This is a genomic window from Microbacterium sp. B35-30, assembly GCF_010634855.1.
GTDB lineage: Bacteria > Actinomycetota > Actinomycetes > Actinomycetales > Microbacteriaceae > Microbacterium.
This window is the reverse complement of record NZ_MWLQ01000001.1, coordinates 112,601-128,603: the sequence shown is the minus strand read 5'-3', so window position 1 is coordinate 128,603 and position 16,003 is coordinate 112,601. Positions and strand designations below refer to the sequence as shown.

Sequence of the window (16,003 nt, the reverse complement as noted above, 5' to 3'; positions counted from 1 at the left end):
GTCGGCTGCGCCCGCGGCCCGCTGCGCCGAACCGGCGCGGGGCGGGCATCGACCCGGCGCAGGGGGTCAGCGCTCGACGAGAATGCCGTCGGCGTCGGCCCACACGTGTCTGCCGGGAACGAACGCGACGCCCGCGATCGTCACCGGCACGTCGACCTCGCCGATGCCGGCCTTCGCGCTCTTGCGCGGGTTCGAGCCGAGCGCCTTGACCGCGATCGGCAGCTCGGCGATCGCCGCGCGGTCGCGGATGGCACCGAAGACGATGATCCCCGCCCAGCCGTTCTCGACCGCCGACGCCGCGATGAGATCGCCGACCAGCGCGGACTCGAGCGATCCGCCGCCGTCGATCACCAGCACCGCGCCGTCGCCGGGGGTCGCGAGCACCTCCTTGACGAGGGCGTTGTCCCGGTGGCACCGGACGGTGCGCACCGGGCCGTCGAACGCGACGCGCCCGCCGAGGTCGTGCAGCTGCAGCGCGAGCGAGTCCAGCTCGTCGCCGCGTTCGTCGTAGAGGTCGGCCGTCGCGATGCTCACCGGCCCAGGCTATGCGGGCGGCAGCGGGCCGCGGCATCCGTTCCGTCGTGAAGTTCTCGCACCTTTCCGCCGCCGCCAAGATCGTTGACTTGCCTCAGATGCACGCGACACGCCGCGTGCGCCGTACATCTGGGGCAAGTCGACCCGGATGGATGCCGGGACCGCCGGGTCGGGACGCGCGTCGGGTCGCGACGGGTCAGCGAGGGGCCGGCGGGTTCTCGTCGGGGGGCAGGGTGCTGAAGAACGAATAGGTGTCGCCGTCCGGGTCGGGGCCGCGCTGCTTGAACTCGTTGACGAGCTCATAGAGACGCTGCCGGAACTCGGCGAGGTGCTCGGGTGTGAGCTTCAGGCCCATCCACGTGCTGTCGAGGTCGTCGGGCGCGACGCCCTGGATCTGCTGCAGGAACGTCTCGATGAGCACCGGAGAGCCTTCCGGCATGGAGGTCCGCCACGACAGCCCGGTCGCCCGGTACGGCACCTCTCGCGCGCCCTGCGCTCCGGAGCGCTGCGGCTCGGCCGCGAGGTAGCCGGTCTGCACGAGCGTGCGCACGTGATGCAGCATCGTGCCCGGGTTCACGCCGAGCAGCCCCGCCAGCTCCTTGTTGGTGCGGGACTCGAAGGCGCAGAGCCGCAGCACGCGAAGCCGCAGCGGCGAGCTCAGCGCACGCATCCGAGCCTCGGCCTCGGGATCCCCGTGCCGCAGTTCGATCCGCTCTTCCCCGACATCCCCCATGGCGCCACCCTACGCCACTGATTGACAGAACTCAATCAGTGGCGCACACTGATTGACATGTCCCAATCAGATGAGCTTCGCGCGGCCGACGCCGCGCTCGCGGAGCTCTCCCCCGACACCCTCGCCGAAGCGCGTGCCGAGGCTGTGCCCACGCGCCCGGAGGCTCCCGGCGCCGACACTCTCGCCGAAGCGCGTGCCGAGGCGTCGACGCTCACATCACGGGCGGGTGCCGACGAGGCGGTGGAGGCGGATCAGGATGCCGCGGCCGGGCCCGCGACGACGACCACCGGCAAGGGCTCGCTGTGGCGCGACGCCAACTTCCTGACGCTGTGGGGCGGGCAGGCGCTCAGCCAGTTCGGCGCGCAGATCACCGAGCTGGCGATCCCGGTGCTCGCCGTGCTGATGCTGAACGCGACCGAGTGGGAGGTCGGCGTGCTCAACGCGGCGCAGGTCGCCGCCTTCCTCGTCGTCGGGCTTCCCGCCGGCGCCTGGATCGACCGCATGCGCAAGCGCCACGTGATGATCGCCGCGGACGGCGTCAGAGCCGTCGCTCTCGGCGCACTCCCCGTGCTCGCCCTCTTCGGCGCGCTCGAGATCTGGCACATGATCGTCGTGGCCCTGATCATGGGCGTCGCGACCGTGTTCTTCGACGTGTCGAATCAGAGCATCATCCCGTCGCTCGTGCGGACGAACCAGATCGCCGAAGCCAACGGCAAGCTGCAGTCGACAGAACAGCTGGCGGGCCTCGCCGGCCCCGCGGTCGGCGGGTGGCTGGTCGGGGTGCTCGCCGCTCCGCTGGCGATCTTCATCACCGTCGGCACGTACCTGGCCTCGTTCGTGGCGCTGCTGTTCACCCGCGACCACGAGCAGCTGCGCTCGCCCGAAGACCACAAGCCGCTCGTGCACGAGATCGGCGAGGGCCTGCGCTGGGTGTTCGGGAACCCGCTGCTGCGCCGCATCGTCGGCACGACCGGGGTCGCGAACTTCTTCGGAACGATGGCGACGACGCTGCTGCCGATCTTCGCGCTGCGCGAGCTCGGCCTGACGCCCCAGATGCTCGGCATCGTCTTCTCGCTGTCGGCGGTCGGCGGACTGCTCGGGGCGATCGCGACGCCGCGCATCGTGAAGCGGCTCGGCGAGGCGCGTGCGATCCCGATCAGCGCGATCGCGTTCTCCATCGCCCCGTTCTTCCTGCCCGCGATCTCGCTCGTGCCGGCGCTCGCCTTCCCCCTGCTGGTGGTGCAGTACTTCGTGATGAGCTTCACGATCCTGCTCTACAACATCACGCAGGTGACCTTCCGTCAGCGCATCACCCCGCCGCGGCTCCTCGGTCGCATGAACGCCTCGATCCGGTTCGTCGTCTGGGGCGTCATGCCCATCGGCGCCCTCCTCGCAGGCGCCCTCGGCACCTGGATCGGCACCGTGCCCACCCTGTGGATCGCCGCGAGCGGCGAGCTGCTCGCGTGCCTCTTCGTCGTGATCGGGCCGTTCTGGAGCATGCGCGAGCTGCCCGACGCCCACGAGGACCACGCGACCGGCGGGCCGCCCGCAGCCGACGCCGAGGGCGGGGGCGGGGGCATCGAACAAGGGCGCTGAGCGCGGAGCGCGGAAGACTGTCGGATGCCTCGACCCGCCGCGCAAGGTCGGGTCGAGGCATCCGCTCTCGGAGCGCGGCGTCACGCTGATGCACACCGGCACTGCGCCCGGTACCTCACGGCCCGGATTCCGACAAGACGGTGCTGACGGGTGCCCGGGCGTGCTTAGGTTGCTCCATGACGGCGCGCATCGTCTCGATCGGCACGGCGGTCCCTGCCACCCGGATCCGGCAGGACGATGTCCGTGCGCTGTTCGCGGCGCAGGACGGCGTCGACCGCCTCACCCGGCGGCGCATCCAGGCGGTGTTCGACGCCTCGGCCATCGAACAGCGTCACACCGTCCTGACCGACCTGGCGACGCCACCCGGCCCGCGTGCCGCGGGCGTGCCTGCGTTCGTCGATGCGGAGGGGCGACTGCTCTCGCCCACGACCGGCACGCGCAACGACCTGTACATCGCCACGGCGCCCGCCCTGTCGGCAGAGGCGGCCCGCGAAGCTCTGCGCGACGGACGCGTCGAGCCGTCGTCCGTCACGCACGTGGTCACCGTGTCCTGCACGGGTCTGTTCGCGCCGGGACCGGACTATCGCCTCGTGCGCGACCTCGGCCTGAGTCCGACTGTCGAGCGCTGCCACCTGGGATTCATCGGGTGTGCGGCCGCGCTCCCGGCGCTCCGCGTCGCGACGGCGCTCGCCGCGACGCGGCCGGATGCCGTGGTGCTGGTGGTCTGCACCGAGCTCTGCTCGCTGCACGTGCGCGCCTCTGCCGATCCGCAGCAGATCGTCGCGGCATCCGTCTTCGCCGACGGGGCCGCCGCGGCGATCGTGACGGCGGACCCTGCCATCGGCCGCGCCGGCGGGCTCGACCTCGAACGCTTCGGCACCGCGCTCACCGACGAGGGCGAGACCGACATGGTGTGGACGATCGGCGACAACGGCTTCGAGATGGTGCTGTCGGCTGAGGTGCCGCGGATCATCGGGCGTGAGATCCAGGGTGCGGTGGCGCGGTTCCTGGGCGACGACGGCGAGCCGGCCGTGTGGGCCGTGCACCCGGGCGGGCGGAGCGTGCTCGATCGCGTCGAGACCGGACTGGAGCTCGCCCCCGATGCACTGGATGCCTCGCGCGCCGTGCTGCGCGACTTCGGGAACATGTCGAGCGCGACGATCCTCTTCATCCTCGCGGCGCTGCTGCGCGACGACGCGGTGGGCGACGGCGCCCGCGTCGCCGGGCTGGCCTTCGGGCCGGGGCTCACCGTCGAATCGGCGCTCATGACGAAGCGACGGGTGGCCGAAGCGCTGGACGACGACGTCGCCCTCACCTTTGCGGCATCCGCGTGAGGCCGGCGATGACCACCATCACGGTCGGCGAGCGCGCGGGAGGGCTGCGCTCTGCGCACGGTCTGTCACACGCGGCCGGCATGAGCCTGGGCGGCGCGGTCGGATGAGCTTCGCCGTCCGCGACGAGCGGCTCGTCGAACTCATGGACGACCCGGAGTGCGATCCCGATCGACTGCGTGCGACGCTGCGCCGCTTCGGCACGATCAACCGCCTCGTCTCGGGGTGGGGTGCCGTGTACCGGCGCACCCTCGCTCCGCACCTGGCGACGCTCGGGCGCCCCGCACGCGTGCTCGACATCGGCTCGGGCGGCGGGGACCTCGTGGTGCGCCTGGCCGCGGCTGGCCGCCGCGACGGGCTCGACGTGCAGTGGACGGGGATCGACCCCGACCCGCGCTCGCACGAGGTGGCGCTCGAGCGCGGCAGCGTGGAGGGCGTGACGTTCCGCTGCGCGGAGGCCGCGACCCTGGTCGCGGAGGGCCACACGTTCGACGCGGTGCTGTCGAATCACGTGCTGCACCACCTCGGCGCCGACCTCCCGGCCTTCGTCGCGGAGTCGCTGGAGCTCTCCCGCGGACTGGTGCTGCACAGCGACATCGAGCGCTCACGCCTCGCCTACGGACTGTATGCCATCGGGATCACACCCTTCGCGCCGGGCACGTTCCTGCGCACCGACGGACTGCGGTCGATCCGGCGCAGCTACACGGCCACCGAGCTCGCGGCGGTGCTCGACGAGGCGATGCCCGGAACGTGGACCGTGCAGACGCCTGCGCCGTTCCGCGTGCTCGCGACGGGTCATGGCCGTGGCTGACGTCACGATCGTCGGCGCCGGGCCGGTCGGCACGCTGCTGGCGGGCGAGCTGCAGCGGCGCGGCGTCGAGGCGCGGCTGCTGGAGCGCCGGCCGGGGGCCGGCGACGGCACCCGGGCCATCGGCATCCACTCCCCCGTCCTGGCGGCGCTGGAACCGTCGGGACTCACCGAACGGCTGCTCGCCGAGGCCGTGCGGGTGGGGCGCGGTGAGGCGCGCAGCCGCGGACGACTGCTCGGCACCGTGCGCTTCGACGCCCTCACGGCGCGGTTCCCGTTCGTGGCGACGCTGCCGCAGACGTCCACCGAGGAGGCGGTCGGCGTCGATGCCCCCGAGCCGCTGCGCGGCGCGCGCGTCATGGCCGTGATCCCGCAGGCGCGGGGGGTCGTGGTGCGGGCGACGCACCTCGGCCGCGTCATCGAGTTCGAGAGCCGCATCGTGGTCGTCGCGGGGGGCGGCGGTGCGCGCGACCTCGTCTACCGGCCGGGTCGCGTGACCGTCCGCGAGTACCGCGACCGCTATCTGATGACGGATGCCGCAGTCGACGGCCGACCCGACGACGAGGTCGCGGTGGTGCACCTCGACCGCGACGGCGTGCTCGAGTCGTTCCCGCTGCCCGGCGGCCTGCGCCGGTTCGTGGCCTGGGACGTCCCCGGCGGCGATGACGCGCCCGAGGCTCGCACGGCGAGGCTGCGCGACGCCCTCACTCGTCGTGGCGAGGAGGCGGCCGCGAGCGCGGTGGAGACGGCGACCTCGTTCGGCGTCCGCCGGGTCGTCGCGCCGCGGCTGCGCAACGGGCGGGTGTTCGCGATCGGCGACACGGCGCATGAGGTCAGCCCGATCGGCGGTCAGGGCATGAACCTCGGTCTGCTCGACGCCGTGGGCCTGGCCCCGCTCCTCGCCTCGTGGATGCGCACGGGCGCCCAGCCCGACGCCGAGCTGCGGAGGTGGGAGGACCGCCGGCTGCGGTCGGCACGCGCGGCGGCCGCGATGGCGACCGTGAACACGGCGCTCGGCCGACCTCTGCCGCACACCGACGTGCTGCGCCGAACGGCTGTGCGCGCAATGCTCGCGGGCTCGTCCGGTCGCCTGTTCGCCCGCGCGTACGCGATGGACTTCGACGCCGACGCCTGACCGGCGTCCGGCCCGGAGCCGCGGCATCCGTCCCTTCCCGGTCTCTCGGGTTCGGGGCGCATGCCGTGCATTCGGGGCGCACCGTATGCGCCCCAAACGCACCGGCTGCGCCCCAAACCCCTGCAGGGACCGTGCGTCAGCCGGCGAGCGCGCTGCCCGAAGCGACGAGCTGGGTGGCGAGGAGGAGGGCGGCGAGCATCACCAGCCGGAACAGCGCCCGACTCGGCGGCCGCGTGATCGCCCGCCATGCGGTGACCGCCGCGACGGCGACGACCGCCGTGAAGAAGACCCACGACACGGTCGAGACCGCGCCGAGATCGCCGCCCACCGCCCCCAGCAGCACGGCGATCGCACCGCCGACCACCGCGAGCGCGGCGGTGACCGCCGACGCCCGGGGACCGAGCCGGTGCGGAAGGCCGCGCACGCCGGTGCGCGCGTCGTCGTCGAGGTCGGGCAGGACATTGGTGAGGTGCACGGCAGCGCCGAGCGCCGCACCGGCGATCCATGCCCAGCCGGCGGCGAACGTCGGGTCGGGAGCCGAGAGGGTCGCGAGCGACGGAAAGATCCCGAAGCTCACCAGGAAGGGGACGATCGACCAGGGCGTCGACTTCAGCCCGGCGTTGTACGCCCACGCGGAGCCGAGGGCGAGGGCGTGCGCGGCGAGCATCCGCCAGCCCAGCGGCACCGAGAGCGCCAGCGCGAGCACGAGCAGAACGAGTGCGGCCGCCCACGCGACGCCGACGGTGACGTCGCCCCGCGCGAGGGGCTTGTCGGTGCGGCCGACCTCTCGGTCGCGGGCCGCGTCGAATGCGTCGTTCGAGATTCCCACCGAGAGCTGGCCGGCGAACACCGAGGCGGTCAGCAGCGCGATGCACCAGAGGTCGAGCCCGGTCGCGATGCCGAGGGCGAGCGCGAGCACTGTCACGACGAGCGTCGGCCCGGGATGCGAGGAGCCCCACAGGGCACGGACGGTGCGCACGCTCGATGCTCTCACGCGCACGAGCGGAAGGGAGTCCTCCGCCCCCCGTGCGAAAAAGCCTGGTCGGCAAGGCCGACACGCCGGTGACGGATGCCGCACGCCGGCGTGTCGCGTGACCGGCCCGCTTTTTCGCACCACCACTCGCCACGCGGCGGCGCTGCTCGCCGACCTCAGTCGTCGAGCAGCTCGGCCTCGATCACGTCCTCGTCGTCCGCGGCCGGCTCGGCCGCGGCGGGGCCGTCGCTGGTCAGCACCAGCGACGAGCCGTCGGCCGCGACATCCACCCGCACGACGTCGCCGTCGCGCACCCCGCCCGACAGGAGCGCCATGGCGAGGCGGTCCTGGATCTCGGACTGGATCAGCCGACGCAGCGGCCGTGCGCCGAACACCGGGTCGTACCCGCGCTCGGCGAGCCAGGCACGGGCGTCCGGGGTCACGGCGAGCGTGAGACGGCGATCCTTCAGGCGCCGCTGCAGTGCGAAGACCGCGAGCTCCACGATCTGCGCGAGGTCGTCTTCACTGAGCGCCGAGAACATCACGATGTCGTCGAGCCGGTTGAGGAACTCGGGCTTGAACGCCTGACGGACGATGCCCATGACCGCGTCGCGCTTCTGCTCGACCGACAGCGTCGGGTCGATGAGGATCGGCGAACCCAGGTTCGACGTGAGCACCAGGATCACGTTCGTGAAGTCGACCGTGCGGCCTTGGCCGTCGGTGAGGCGCCCGTCGTCCATGACCTGCAGCAGCACGTCGAAGACCTCGGGGTGCGCCTTCTCGACCTCGTCGAGCAGCACCACCGAGTAAGGACGCCGTCGCACGGCCTCGGTCAACTGCCCGCCCTGCTCGTAGCCGATGTACCCGGGAGGGGCGCCGACCAGGCGCGAGACCGTGTGCTTCTCGCCGTACTCCGACATGTCGATGCGCACCATGGCGTGCTCGTCGTCGAAGAGGAACTCGGCGAGCGCCTTGGCGAGCTCGGTCTTGCCGACGCCGGTCGGACCGAGGAAGAGGAACGAGCCGGTCGGGCGGCCGGGGTCGCTGATGCCGGCGCGCGAGCGGCGCACGGCATCCGACACCGCCTTCACGGCCTGCTTCTGCCCGATGAGGCGCTTGCCCAGCTCGGCCTCGAGGTGCAGCAGCTTCTCGGTCTCACCCTGCAGCAGCCGGCCGACCGGGATGCCGGTCCACGCCGCGATGACGGCCGCGATGTCCTCGTCGGTGACCTGATCGTTGACCATGCGGTCGCCCGCCGGCTCGTCGCGCTCGGCCTCGACGAGCTGACGCTCGAGCGCCGGGATCTCGGCGTACAGCAGGCGCGACGCCTTCTCGAGGTTGCCCTCGCGCTGCGCGCGCTCGGCCTCCATCCGGGCGGCGTCGAGCTTGGTCTTGAGGTCTCCGACGCGGTTCAGCGATGCGCGCTCGCGCTCCCAGCGGCCCTGCAGCTCGCCGAGCTTCTCCTGCTCGGTGCGCAACGTCTCACGGAGCGCCGCGAGACGCTCCTTCGAGGCCTCGTCCTTCTCCTTCTTCAGCGCGAGCTCCTCGAGCTTCAGCCGGTCGACGTGGCGGCGCAGCTCGTCGATCTCGAGCGGCGCCGAGTCGATCTCCATGCGCAGCCGCGACGCGGCCTCGTCGATGAGGTCGATGGCCTTGTCGGGCAGCTGGCGGCTCGGGATGTAGCGATGGCTGAGGGATGCCGCGGCCACGAGCGCGGCATCCGCGATCGCCACCTTGTGGTGGGCCTCGTACCGCTCCTTGAGCCCGCGGAGGATCGCGACGGTGTCTTCGACGCTCGGCTCGCCGACGTAGACCTGCTGGAAGCGGCGCTCGAGCGCGGCATCCTTCTCGATGAACTCCCGGTACTCGTTGAGCGTCGTCGCACCGATCATGCGCAGCTCACCGCGCGCGAGCATGGGCTTGAGCATGTTGGATGCCGCAACCGACCCCTCGCCGCCGCCCGCGCCCATGAGCACGTGCAGCTCGTCGATGAACGTGATGACACGTCCGTCGGACTCGGTGATCTCCTTGAGGACGCTCTTGAGTCGCTCCTCGAACTGGCCGCGGTACATGGCACCGGCGACGAGCGCCGAGATGTCGAGGGTGACGAGCTCCTTGTTCTTGAGCGACTCGGCGACGTCGCCCGCGACGATGCGCTGGGCGAGGCCCTCGACGACGGCGGTCTTGCCGACGCCGGGCTCGCCGATGAGCACGGGGTTGTTCTTCGTGCGGCGGGTCAGCACCTGGCTGACGCGCCGGATCTCGCTGTCTCGCCCGATGACGGGGTCGAGCTTGCCCTGACGGGCGCGGTCGGTGAGGTTGATGCCGAACTGCTCGAGAGCGCTCTGCGCGTCCTCCTGCCCGGGCTGTTGTGTGGCGTTCATCTGTCTCCTGAAATCTGTGGGTGCGAAACTTGAGTCGCGTTGGCTCAAGTTTACCAGCGTGCGGGGTGCCGAATCAACGTCGCCTCAGGCCTCGATCTCCGTCAGCGCGTCGGCGTACGCGCGGCGCAGGCCTTCTCCGACCCACTCGGAGCCGCGATAGACGTTGTCCTCCCCGATGTCGGCGGTGAGTCCGCCGGCGGCCAGCTGCGCGATGACCCGCTCCTCGCTGGCGACCACTTTGAGCGTCGAGTCGGCGTCGCGCAGCTGGTGTGCGAACCGGCGCAGCACCTCGACGTGCGAGAGGCCGATCTCATCGGTGCCGCGCAACCGCACGATGACCACCGCACCGCTCGACTCGCGGCTGACATCGGGCAGCTGGCGCTCGAAGACCGGCGCGCTCGCGAAGAAGAGGCTGCCGTAGGGCTGGAGCACCAGCACCTCCCCCGGCGGGACGACGGGCGGCGGGTCGCTCTCGCGCATGCGGCCGTCGCCGGCGAGATGCACGGCGCGCACGCGCACGCTGTTGGACTGCTCGGCGACGTACAGGATGACGCCGAGCCCGACCCCGACCAGCACCGCGAACTGCAGCGGGATGATCAGGGTCAGCCCGAAGGTGACGCCCATGATCGCCGTCGGCAGGGCGCCCGACCTGACCACCGAGTAGATGCGACTCGGTTTGACCGCGCGCCACCCCACGACCATCAGCAGGCCCGCCAGCGCCGGCATCGCGACGAACGACACCAGATCGGCGGCGACGAACACCACGACGGCCATGACGGCGCCCGCGATGAAGAGCGACAGACGGGTCTTCGCGCCGGCCTGCACGATCAACGAGGATCCCGACATCGACCCGCCGACCGGCATCCCCTGGAACAGGCCCGACACGACGTTGCCGAGCCCCTGTCCGAGGAAGTCGCGGTTGGCATCGGCGCGCTTCCCGTCGGCGGTCGGGATGCCCGCGGACACGGCGGCCCCCTGCACGAGGCCGATGAAGGCCAGCGACAGCGCCGGGATCAGCAGCGCCGGGACGTCGGCGATGCTCGGCAGCACCGGCGCGGGCAGCCCGCGCGGGACCTCGACGATGTCGCGCAGCAGCACCACCGTGCTGTTCACCCACGTGTTCAGCATCACCGCGCACACCGAGCCCAGGATCACGGCGACGACCAGGCCCATGCTGCCGACCCGCGTGGGCAGGAGCACGACGATCACGAGCACCGAGATCGCGCCGACGATGAGCGACGGGATGCTCCACTGCCCGATGTGCAGGAACACGTCGATCGTCTTGAGCAGCCGGTTGGGGCCTTCGGCCTGATAGCCGGTGAAGTTCGACAGCTGGCCGAGCACGATGTTCACGCCGATCGCCGTGACGAATCCGGTCATGACCGCGGTGGGCACGAAGCTGATGAGGCGGCCGCCACGCAGGAACCCGGCGACGACCATGACGATCCCGGTGAGGATCGCGAGCGTGAAGAGCCCCCGATCCGGGTCGGGAAGCGTGCCGAGTTCCGCATCCGAGACGACGAGTGCCATCGCACTGGTCGCCTGCACCGCCATGAACGCGCTGCTGGTGAGCGCGGCCGCACCGACCATGCCGAACAAGTAGCCGTAGAGCCCGGCCAGGGGGTTCACGCCGGCGAGAAGCCCGGCCGCCAAGCCGTCGGGAACCGCCTCGATGCCGAGGATGACGCCCGCGACGGCGTCCTTGCGCAGGGTCTTGCGCGAGAACCACGTACGCGGATGGAAGGCCACGGTCTCACGCTAACGAAGGCGGGACGATTCCACCCGACATCCTTCGCGCGGGCTCGACGCCCGCGCATTCCATAGAGCTGAGCGGGGCACATGACGCCATGCGTCCGCCGATGACCTCCGCGAACACCGCCGAAAGAAATGCACTCAGGATTCTCCCAGGTTCGCTAGTGTGTGCCGCAAGTGCTTCAGAGCACCCCTGTGGTGCGGGTCGGATTCCCTCATCGCACCGGTTTCTCGCCGAACGAAGGGTTCTTCACATGACAGACAACACGACTACGACCGGCTGGGCAGGATGGGGCGTGTTCACCGCCGTCCTCCTGATCGTCGCGGGCGCCATCGACGCGTTCCACGGCCTCCAGGCTCTCATCGGCCCCGACACCGCCTACTTCGTGGGCGAGTCCGGCGCCTTCTCCATCGACATCCAGGGCTGGGGATGGTGGCACCTCATCGCGGGCGTCCTGCTCATCCTCGTGGGCATCGCCCTGCTCGGCGGTGCGAAGTGGGCGCGCGTCACGGCGATCGTGCTCGTCTCGATCAACGCCATCGGGCAGCTCTCGCTCATCGCCGCCCAGCCGTGGCTGTCGCTCTCGGTGCTCGCCCTCGACGTGATCGTGATCTACGCGCTCACCGTCCACGGCCGCGAGATCGACGCACGCCGCGCATAGCTACGTGAGGGCGCGGTGCTCGAACGCACCGCGCCCTGCTCACGCCACGGATTCGAGCACGGTCCCCACGCCTTCTCCACGCATCGCTGGCGCGATGCGCGGAGCCTCCGGGCGCGTGGGCCCAGCCCCGGCCACCGCTTCGGCGGCGGTCGGGGCATCCGTCATCTCGTCCTCGTGGCACGCGAACCGCGAGCGGTACGCGGTCGGGGTGGTGCCGAGCACGCGCGCGAAGTTCTGCCGCAGGACGGCCGCCGAGCCGAACCCGCTCTCGTACGCGATGCGGTCGAGGCCGAGGTCCGTCTTCTCGAGCAGGCGCTGAGCGTGGATGATCCGCTGCCGGGCGAGCCACGCCGCCGGCGTCGCACCGTGATCGGCCTTGAAGCGCCGGGCGAAGGTGCGCGGAGACATGTGCGCCTTGGACGCGAGCTGGTCGACCGTGAGCTCGAGCCGCAGGTTGTCGAGCATCCAGTCGGTGACCGGCGCGAGCGACAGCGACGTGGTGGCCGGCAGCGGGTTGGCGATGAACTGCGCCTGTCCGCCGTCGCGCTGCGGCGGCACGACCATGCGTCGGGCGATGATGTTGGTCAGCTCGGCACCCAGCTCCTGACGCAGCAGGTGCAGGCAGGCGTCGAGGCCTGCGGCGGTGCCCGCGCTCGTGATGATGCGGCCGTCCTGCACGTAGAGCACGTCGGGGTCGACGTCGATCTGCGGGTACATCTCCGTCATCTTCTTCGCGTACATCCAGTGCGTCGTGGCGCGGCGCCCGTCGAGCACGCCCGAGGCGGCGAGCACGAACGACCCGCTGCAGACGCTCAGCACCCAGGCGCCGCGGGCCACCGCGGCGCGGATCACGTCGAGCACGCGCTCGTCGATGCGGCCCCAGTACTGATGCGGAATCGGCGACACCACGACGAGATCCGCCTCGTAGGCGAACGACAGGTCGTCATGGACGTTGATCGAGAAACCCATCTTCGACTCCACGACGCCGGGATCGGGCGTGACCACGCGGAAGTCGAAGTTCGGAATTCCGTCGTCCGAACGGTCGAGGCCGAACGCCTCGCACGCGACCCCGAACTCGAACGGCGCGAAGCCCTCCGTGACGATGCAGGCGACGGTGTGCATGCGGACCTCCTGTGTGGCGCATCCGTGGGTGCGGTTCCGGTGTGGCAGTTTTCCTGCGCTTCATGGCCATTCTGCCACTCGTGGCAGTTCCTACGCAAGCGTAGCGTTTCTGCCATGTTCATCGTGATTCTTCTTGCAGCACTGTCCGCGGTGGCCCTCGGCTCGACGATCGCCGCCCTCCGCTCCGACGGGTACCGTCGGACCCCCATCGATCCCACCCGCCTCTACTGACTCGCCTCTGGCCCCTGCCGGAATCACCGAAGGGAGATTTCCGCAACCGCGAAGCGTGCGGAGATCTCCCCTCTCGCGATTCCGAGGGTCAGGCGGTGACGCGCTCGTAGACCGCGACCATGGCCGCGGTCCGCGACGACTGCCGGAACCGTTCGCGGATCGTCGGGTCGGGAACGCGGGGCGTTCCGGCAGCGATATCGGATGCCGCCGCCCGCAGCGCGTCCGCGAGCGCGGTGACCGAGTCGTCGGCGCCGCCTGGACCGGGCGCGTCGCCGCCTGGACCGGGCGCGTCGCCGTCGGCCACCGCCCAATAGCCCGACCCCAGCTCGGCGGCGAGGTCGGGGTCGTTCACGACCGACGGCGTCCCGAGCGACGCGGCCTCGAAGATCGTCATGCCCTGCGTCTCGAAGCCGATCGAAGTCTGCACGACGGCGTCGGCGGCGGCGATGCGCCGCAGGGTCTGGGCGTACGGCATCCGTCCCGCGAACGTGACCGTCGCACGCGGGCGGAGCCCCTCTACCAGGCGCCGGGCGGCGCGCAGCTGCCCGCCGCCCCCGATGATCTCGACGTCGGCGTCGACGCCCGACGCGGCGAGCGCCTCGAGGAAGGGCAGCAGTCGCTTCTCGGGGCTCATGCGCCCGAGCCAGACGAACCGCGGCCGCCCGGGAGCGCGTGCGGAAAGACGGGCCGATTCGTCCGACGCGCCGGTGACGGATGCCGCGCCGCGCCGTGTCGCGTCATCGCCCCGCTTTTCCGCACGCGTTGAGGCCTCGGCGAGCACCTCGTCGAGCACGTCGTCGTCGATGCCGTTCCAGATCACATCGACCGCGGGCACGGACGGCGGGGCATCGAGGTGCGGTGCCACCATGCGGCGGTCTCCGGGCACCGCGCCGTGCGCCTCGAGCCGTCGGGCGAAGTGCGATGACGGAGCGGTGACCGCGTCCGACCGGCCCGCGAACCGGCGCAGGTACGCCCAGCCGTCGCGGCCTACCGGCTTGCCCTCCATGAAGACGCCGAGCGCCCGGCGCTGCCAGGCGTTGAGCACCCGGAGCACGAGCTTCGGGAAGGGCGCCGTCGCCTCGATCCCCACATCGACGCGGTTGTGCATCGTGTGCACCACGGGAAGGCCGTGACGCCGCGCGAAGCAATGCCCGATGTAGGCGCCCCAGAAGTCGGCCTGCACGTGCACCACATCGACCCGCGGCCGCCCGGTGTCGGCGATGAGGCGCCGGAGTGCGGCATCCAGCCATCGATCCGTGCGGCGCCCCGGCCAGGTCATCGAATACTCGCGGTCGAGCGTGATCGGGATCGAGGGAAGGTCGAGGTACGACGGATCGGCTCCGGCCACCTGCCGGGCCCGCGCGCCGTGCATCCTCGGTGCGACGATCGTGACGGTGTGCCCGGCCTTCTCGAGGAATCGCCGCTGCAGCCGCATCGAGACCTGCGCGCCGCCGAGGGTCTCAGCGTGCTGGTCGCCGAACATCACGACGTGCACGGTGGCTACTCGGGCAGCGGTTCGTCGCGGTACAGCGCCTCGAACGTGTCGAGAGTGCGGCGCATGTCGTGCACCTTGACGCCCTCGAGCGACGCCCGCTGCATGCGCTCGCGCTCCTCGGGCGTCTGCGTCAGCACCGTCGTCAGCTTGGCAGCGAGATCGTCGACATCACCGGGGCGGAACAGGTAGCCGTTCTCGCCGTCGTGCACGAGGTGCGGAAGCGCGACCGCGTCGGCGGCGACGATCGGCAGGCCGGACGCCATCGCCTCCATCGTCGCGATCGACTGCAGTTCGGCGATCGAGGCGATCACGAAGGCGCTCGCGTCGGTCAGGAACGACCGCAGCTCTTCGTCGGTGGTGTGCCCGTGGAAGTGGACGCGGTCGCTGATGCCGAGGTCGGAGGCCAGCTGCTCGAGGTTGCGGCGCTGGTCGCCACTGCCGACGGTGTCGAAGCGCACGTCGAGCGCGGGATCGAGCTGCGCGATCGCGCGCAGCACGACGTCGATCTGCTTCTCGGTCGTGAGACGGCCCACGAACACCAGGCGGTGCGCCTCGCGCGGAGAGAGGTCGGCCGTGTAGTTCGAGGCGTCGATGCCGCAGCTGACGGGGACGACGCCCTGGACGTCGATCGTGCGCTCGAGGAACTCGGCGGCCTTGCGGGTCGGGGTCGTGACGGCGCGGGTCATCCTGAACGTGCGCTCGGCGTCCTGCCACGCGAGCTTGACGGCGTAGCGGGTCCATGAGGCGGGGAGGATGGTGAAGTCGAGCACGTTCTCGGCCATGACGTGATTGGTGGCCACGACGGGGATGCCGCGCTTGCGCGCCTCACGCGTGAGACCGCGCCCGATCACGATGTGCGACTGACTGTGCACCACGTCGGGCTTCACCTTGTCGAGCACGCGGCGCGCGTAGTACTTCGAGCGGAACGGCATGACGAACGTCAGCCAGTCGTGCGGATACCAGCGCCACGACGGCAGGCGGTGCATCGTCATCGGCTGCCCCTCGATCACCTCGGTGAACGTGCCGTGCTCGCGGTGGGTCCTGCTGGGCGCCATCACGTGCACCTCGTGGCCACGGCTCACCAGTCCGGCGGCGAGGCGCTCGGCGAAGCGGGCGGCGCCATTCACGTGGGGAAGGAAGGTGTCGGCGCCGATGAGGATCTTCAGCGGTCGAGAGGTCGCGGCGGGGGTGTCGTCGGGCGTCGCAGGATCGGTCACGGGGTTGGGGCCTGTCTGTGCGGCGGGCGG

General features: G+C 71.2%; 13 protein-coding genes. 5 read left to right on the top strand and 8 right to left on the bottom strand.

Features of this window, described 5'->3' with window-relative positions:
• Positions 1-66 precede the first annotated feature (66 nt).
• Together rraA and B2K11_RS00555 are read right to left on the bottom strand one after the other, a co-directional pair.
• On the bottom strand, positions 67-534 hold the full coding sequence (rraA, locus tag B2K11_RS00560; protein WP_163615875.1) for a ribonuclease E activity regulator RraA: 468 nt from the start codon (positions 532-534) through the stop codon (positions 67-69).
• 196 nt (positions 535-730) lie between these two features.
• Entirely contained in the window at positions 731-1,267 is a 537-nt protein-coding gene (locus tag B2K11_RS00555; protein WP_163615874.1) for a winged helix-turn-helix domain-containing protein, read from the bottom strand.
• Positions 1,268-1,324: 57 nt separating this feature from the next.
• Between B2K11_RS00555 and B2K11_RS00550 the strand changes: the two genes are divergently transcribed.
• The 4 genes from B2K11_RS00550 to B2K11_RS00535 all read left to right on the top strand — a co-directional run bounded on the left by B2K11_RS00550 (position 1,325) and on the right by B2K11_RS00535 (position 6,137).
• Positions 1,325-2,863 carry an MFS transporter gene (locus tag B2K11_RS00550; protein ID WP_163615873.1) on the top strand — a complete coding sequence of 513 codons (1,539 nt, stop codon included), beginning with the start codon at positions 1,325-1,327 and terminating at the stop codon, positions 2,861-2,863.
• A 176-nt stretch (positions 2,864-3,039) separates the two neighbouring features.
• A complete protein-coding gene (locus B2K11_RS00545; RefSeq protein WP_163615872.1) occupies positions 3,040-4,197 on the top strand; it encodes a type III polyketide synthase in 1,158 nt (385 codons plus the stop codon).
• A 103-nt stretch (positions 4,198-4,300) separates the two neighbouring features.
• A complete protein-coding gene (locus B2K11_RS00540) occupies positions 4,301-5,005 on the top strand; it encodes a methyltransferase domain-containing protein (protein WP_163615871.1) in 705 nt (234 codons plus the stop codon).
• Complete coding sequence (locus B2K11_RS00535) at positions 4,992-6,137, top strand: NAD(P)/FAD-dependent oxidoreductase (protein WP_239525529.1); 1,146 nt, start codon at positions 4,992-4,994, stop codon at positions 6,135-6,137. The genes B2K11_RS00540 and B2K11_RS00535 overlap by 14 nt, the downstream gene beginning before the upstream one ends.
• A 136-nt stretch (positions 6,138-6,273) precedes the next feature.
• Here the strand turns inward: B2K11_RS00535 and B2K11_RS00530 are convergent, their stop codons facing one another.
• The 3 genes from B2K11_RS00530 to B2K11_RS00520 all read right to left on the bottom strand — a co-directional run bounded on the left by B2K11_RS00530 (position 6,274) and on the right by B2K11_RS00520 (position 11,243).
• On the bottom strand, positions 6,274-7,116 hold the full coding sequence (locus tag B2K11_RS00530) for a UbiA family prenyltransferase (RefSeq protein ID WP_163615869.1): 843 nt from the start codon (positions 7,114-7,116) through the stop codon (positions 6,274-6,276).
• Positions 7,117-7,286: 170 nt separating this feature from the next.
• Positions 7,287-9,494 (bottom strand): AAA family ATPase, encoded by a 2,208-nt coding sequence (locus tag B2K11_RS00525; protein WP_163615868.1) that lies wholly within the window; start codon positions 9,492-9,494, stop codon positions 7,287-7,289.
• Positions 9,495-9,578: 84 nt separating this feature from the next.
• On the bottom strand, positions 9,579-11,243 hold the full coding sequence (locus B2K11_RS00520; RefSeq protein WP_163615867.1) for a SulP family inorganic anion transporter: 1,665 nt from the start codon (positions 11,241-11,243) through the stop codon (positions 9,579-9,581).
• A 257-nt stretch (positions 11,244-11,500) separates the two neighbouring features.
• Here B2K11_RS00520 and B2K11_RS00515 point away from each other — a divergent pair, with 257 nt between their 5' ends.
• Complete coding sequence (locus tag B2K11_RS00515; RefSeq protein WP_163615866.1) at positions 11,501-11,908, top strand: hypothetical protein; 408 nt, start codon at positions 11,501-11,503, stop codon at positions 11,906-11,908.
• A 39-nt stretch (positions 11,909-11,947) separates the two neighbouring features.
• Here B2K11_RS00515 and B2K11_RS00510 read toward each other — a convergent pair whose 3' ends face one another.
• The 3 genes from B2K11_RS00510 to B2K11_RS00500 form a co-directional block, all read right to left on the bottom strand.
• Entirely contained in the window at positions 11,948-13,030 is a 1,083-nt protein-coding gene (locus B2K11_RS00510; protein ID WP_239525528.1) for a helix-turn-helix domain-containing protein, read from the bottom strand.
• Between the two features lie 319 nt (positions 13,031-13,349).
• On the bottom strand, positions 13,350-14,756 hold the full coding sequence (locus B2K11_RS00505; protein ID WP_163615865.1) for a glycosyltransferase: 1,407 nt from the start codon (positions 14,754-14,756) through the stop codon (positions 13,350-13,352).
• Positions 14,757-14,761: 5 nt separating this feature from the next.
• The gene (locus B2K11_RS00500) at positions 14,762-15,973 is read right to left on the bottom strand and encodes a glycosyltransferase (RefSeq protein ID WP_204259957.1); all 1,212 of its coding nucleotides are present in this window, start codon (positions 15,971-15,973) and stop codon (positions 14,762-14,764) included.
• Positions 15,974-16,003 lie beyond the last annotated feature (30 nt).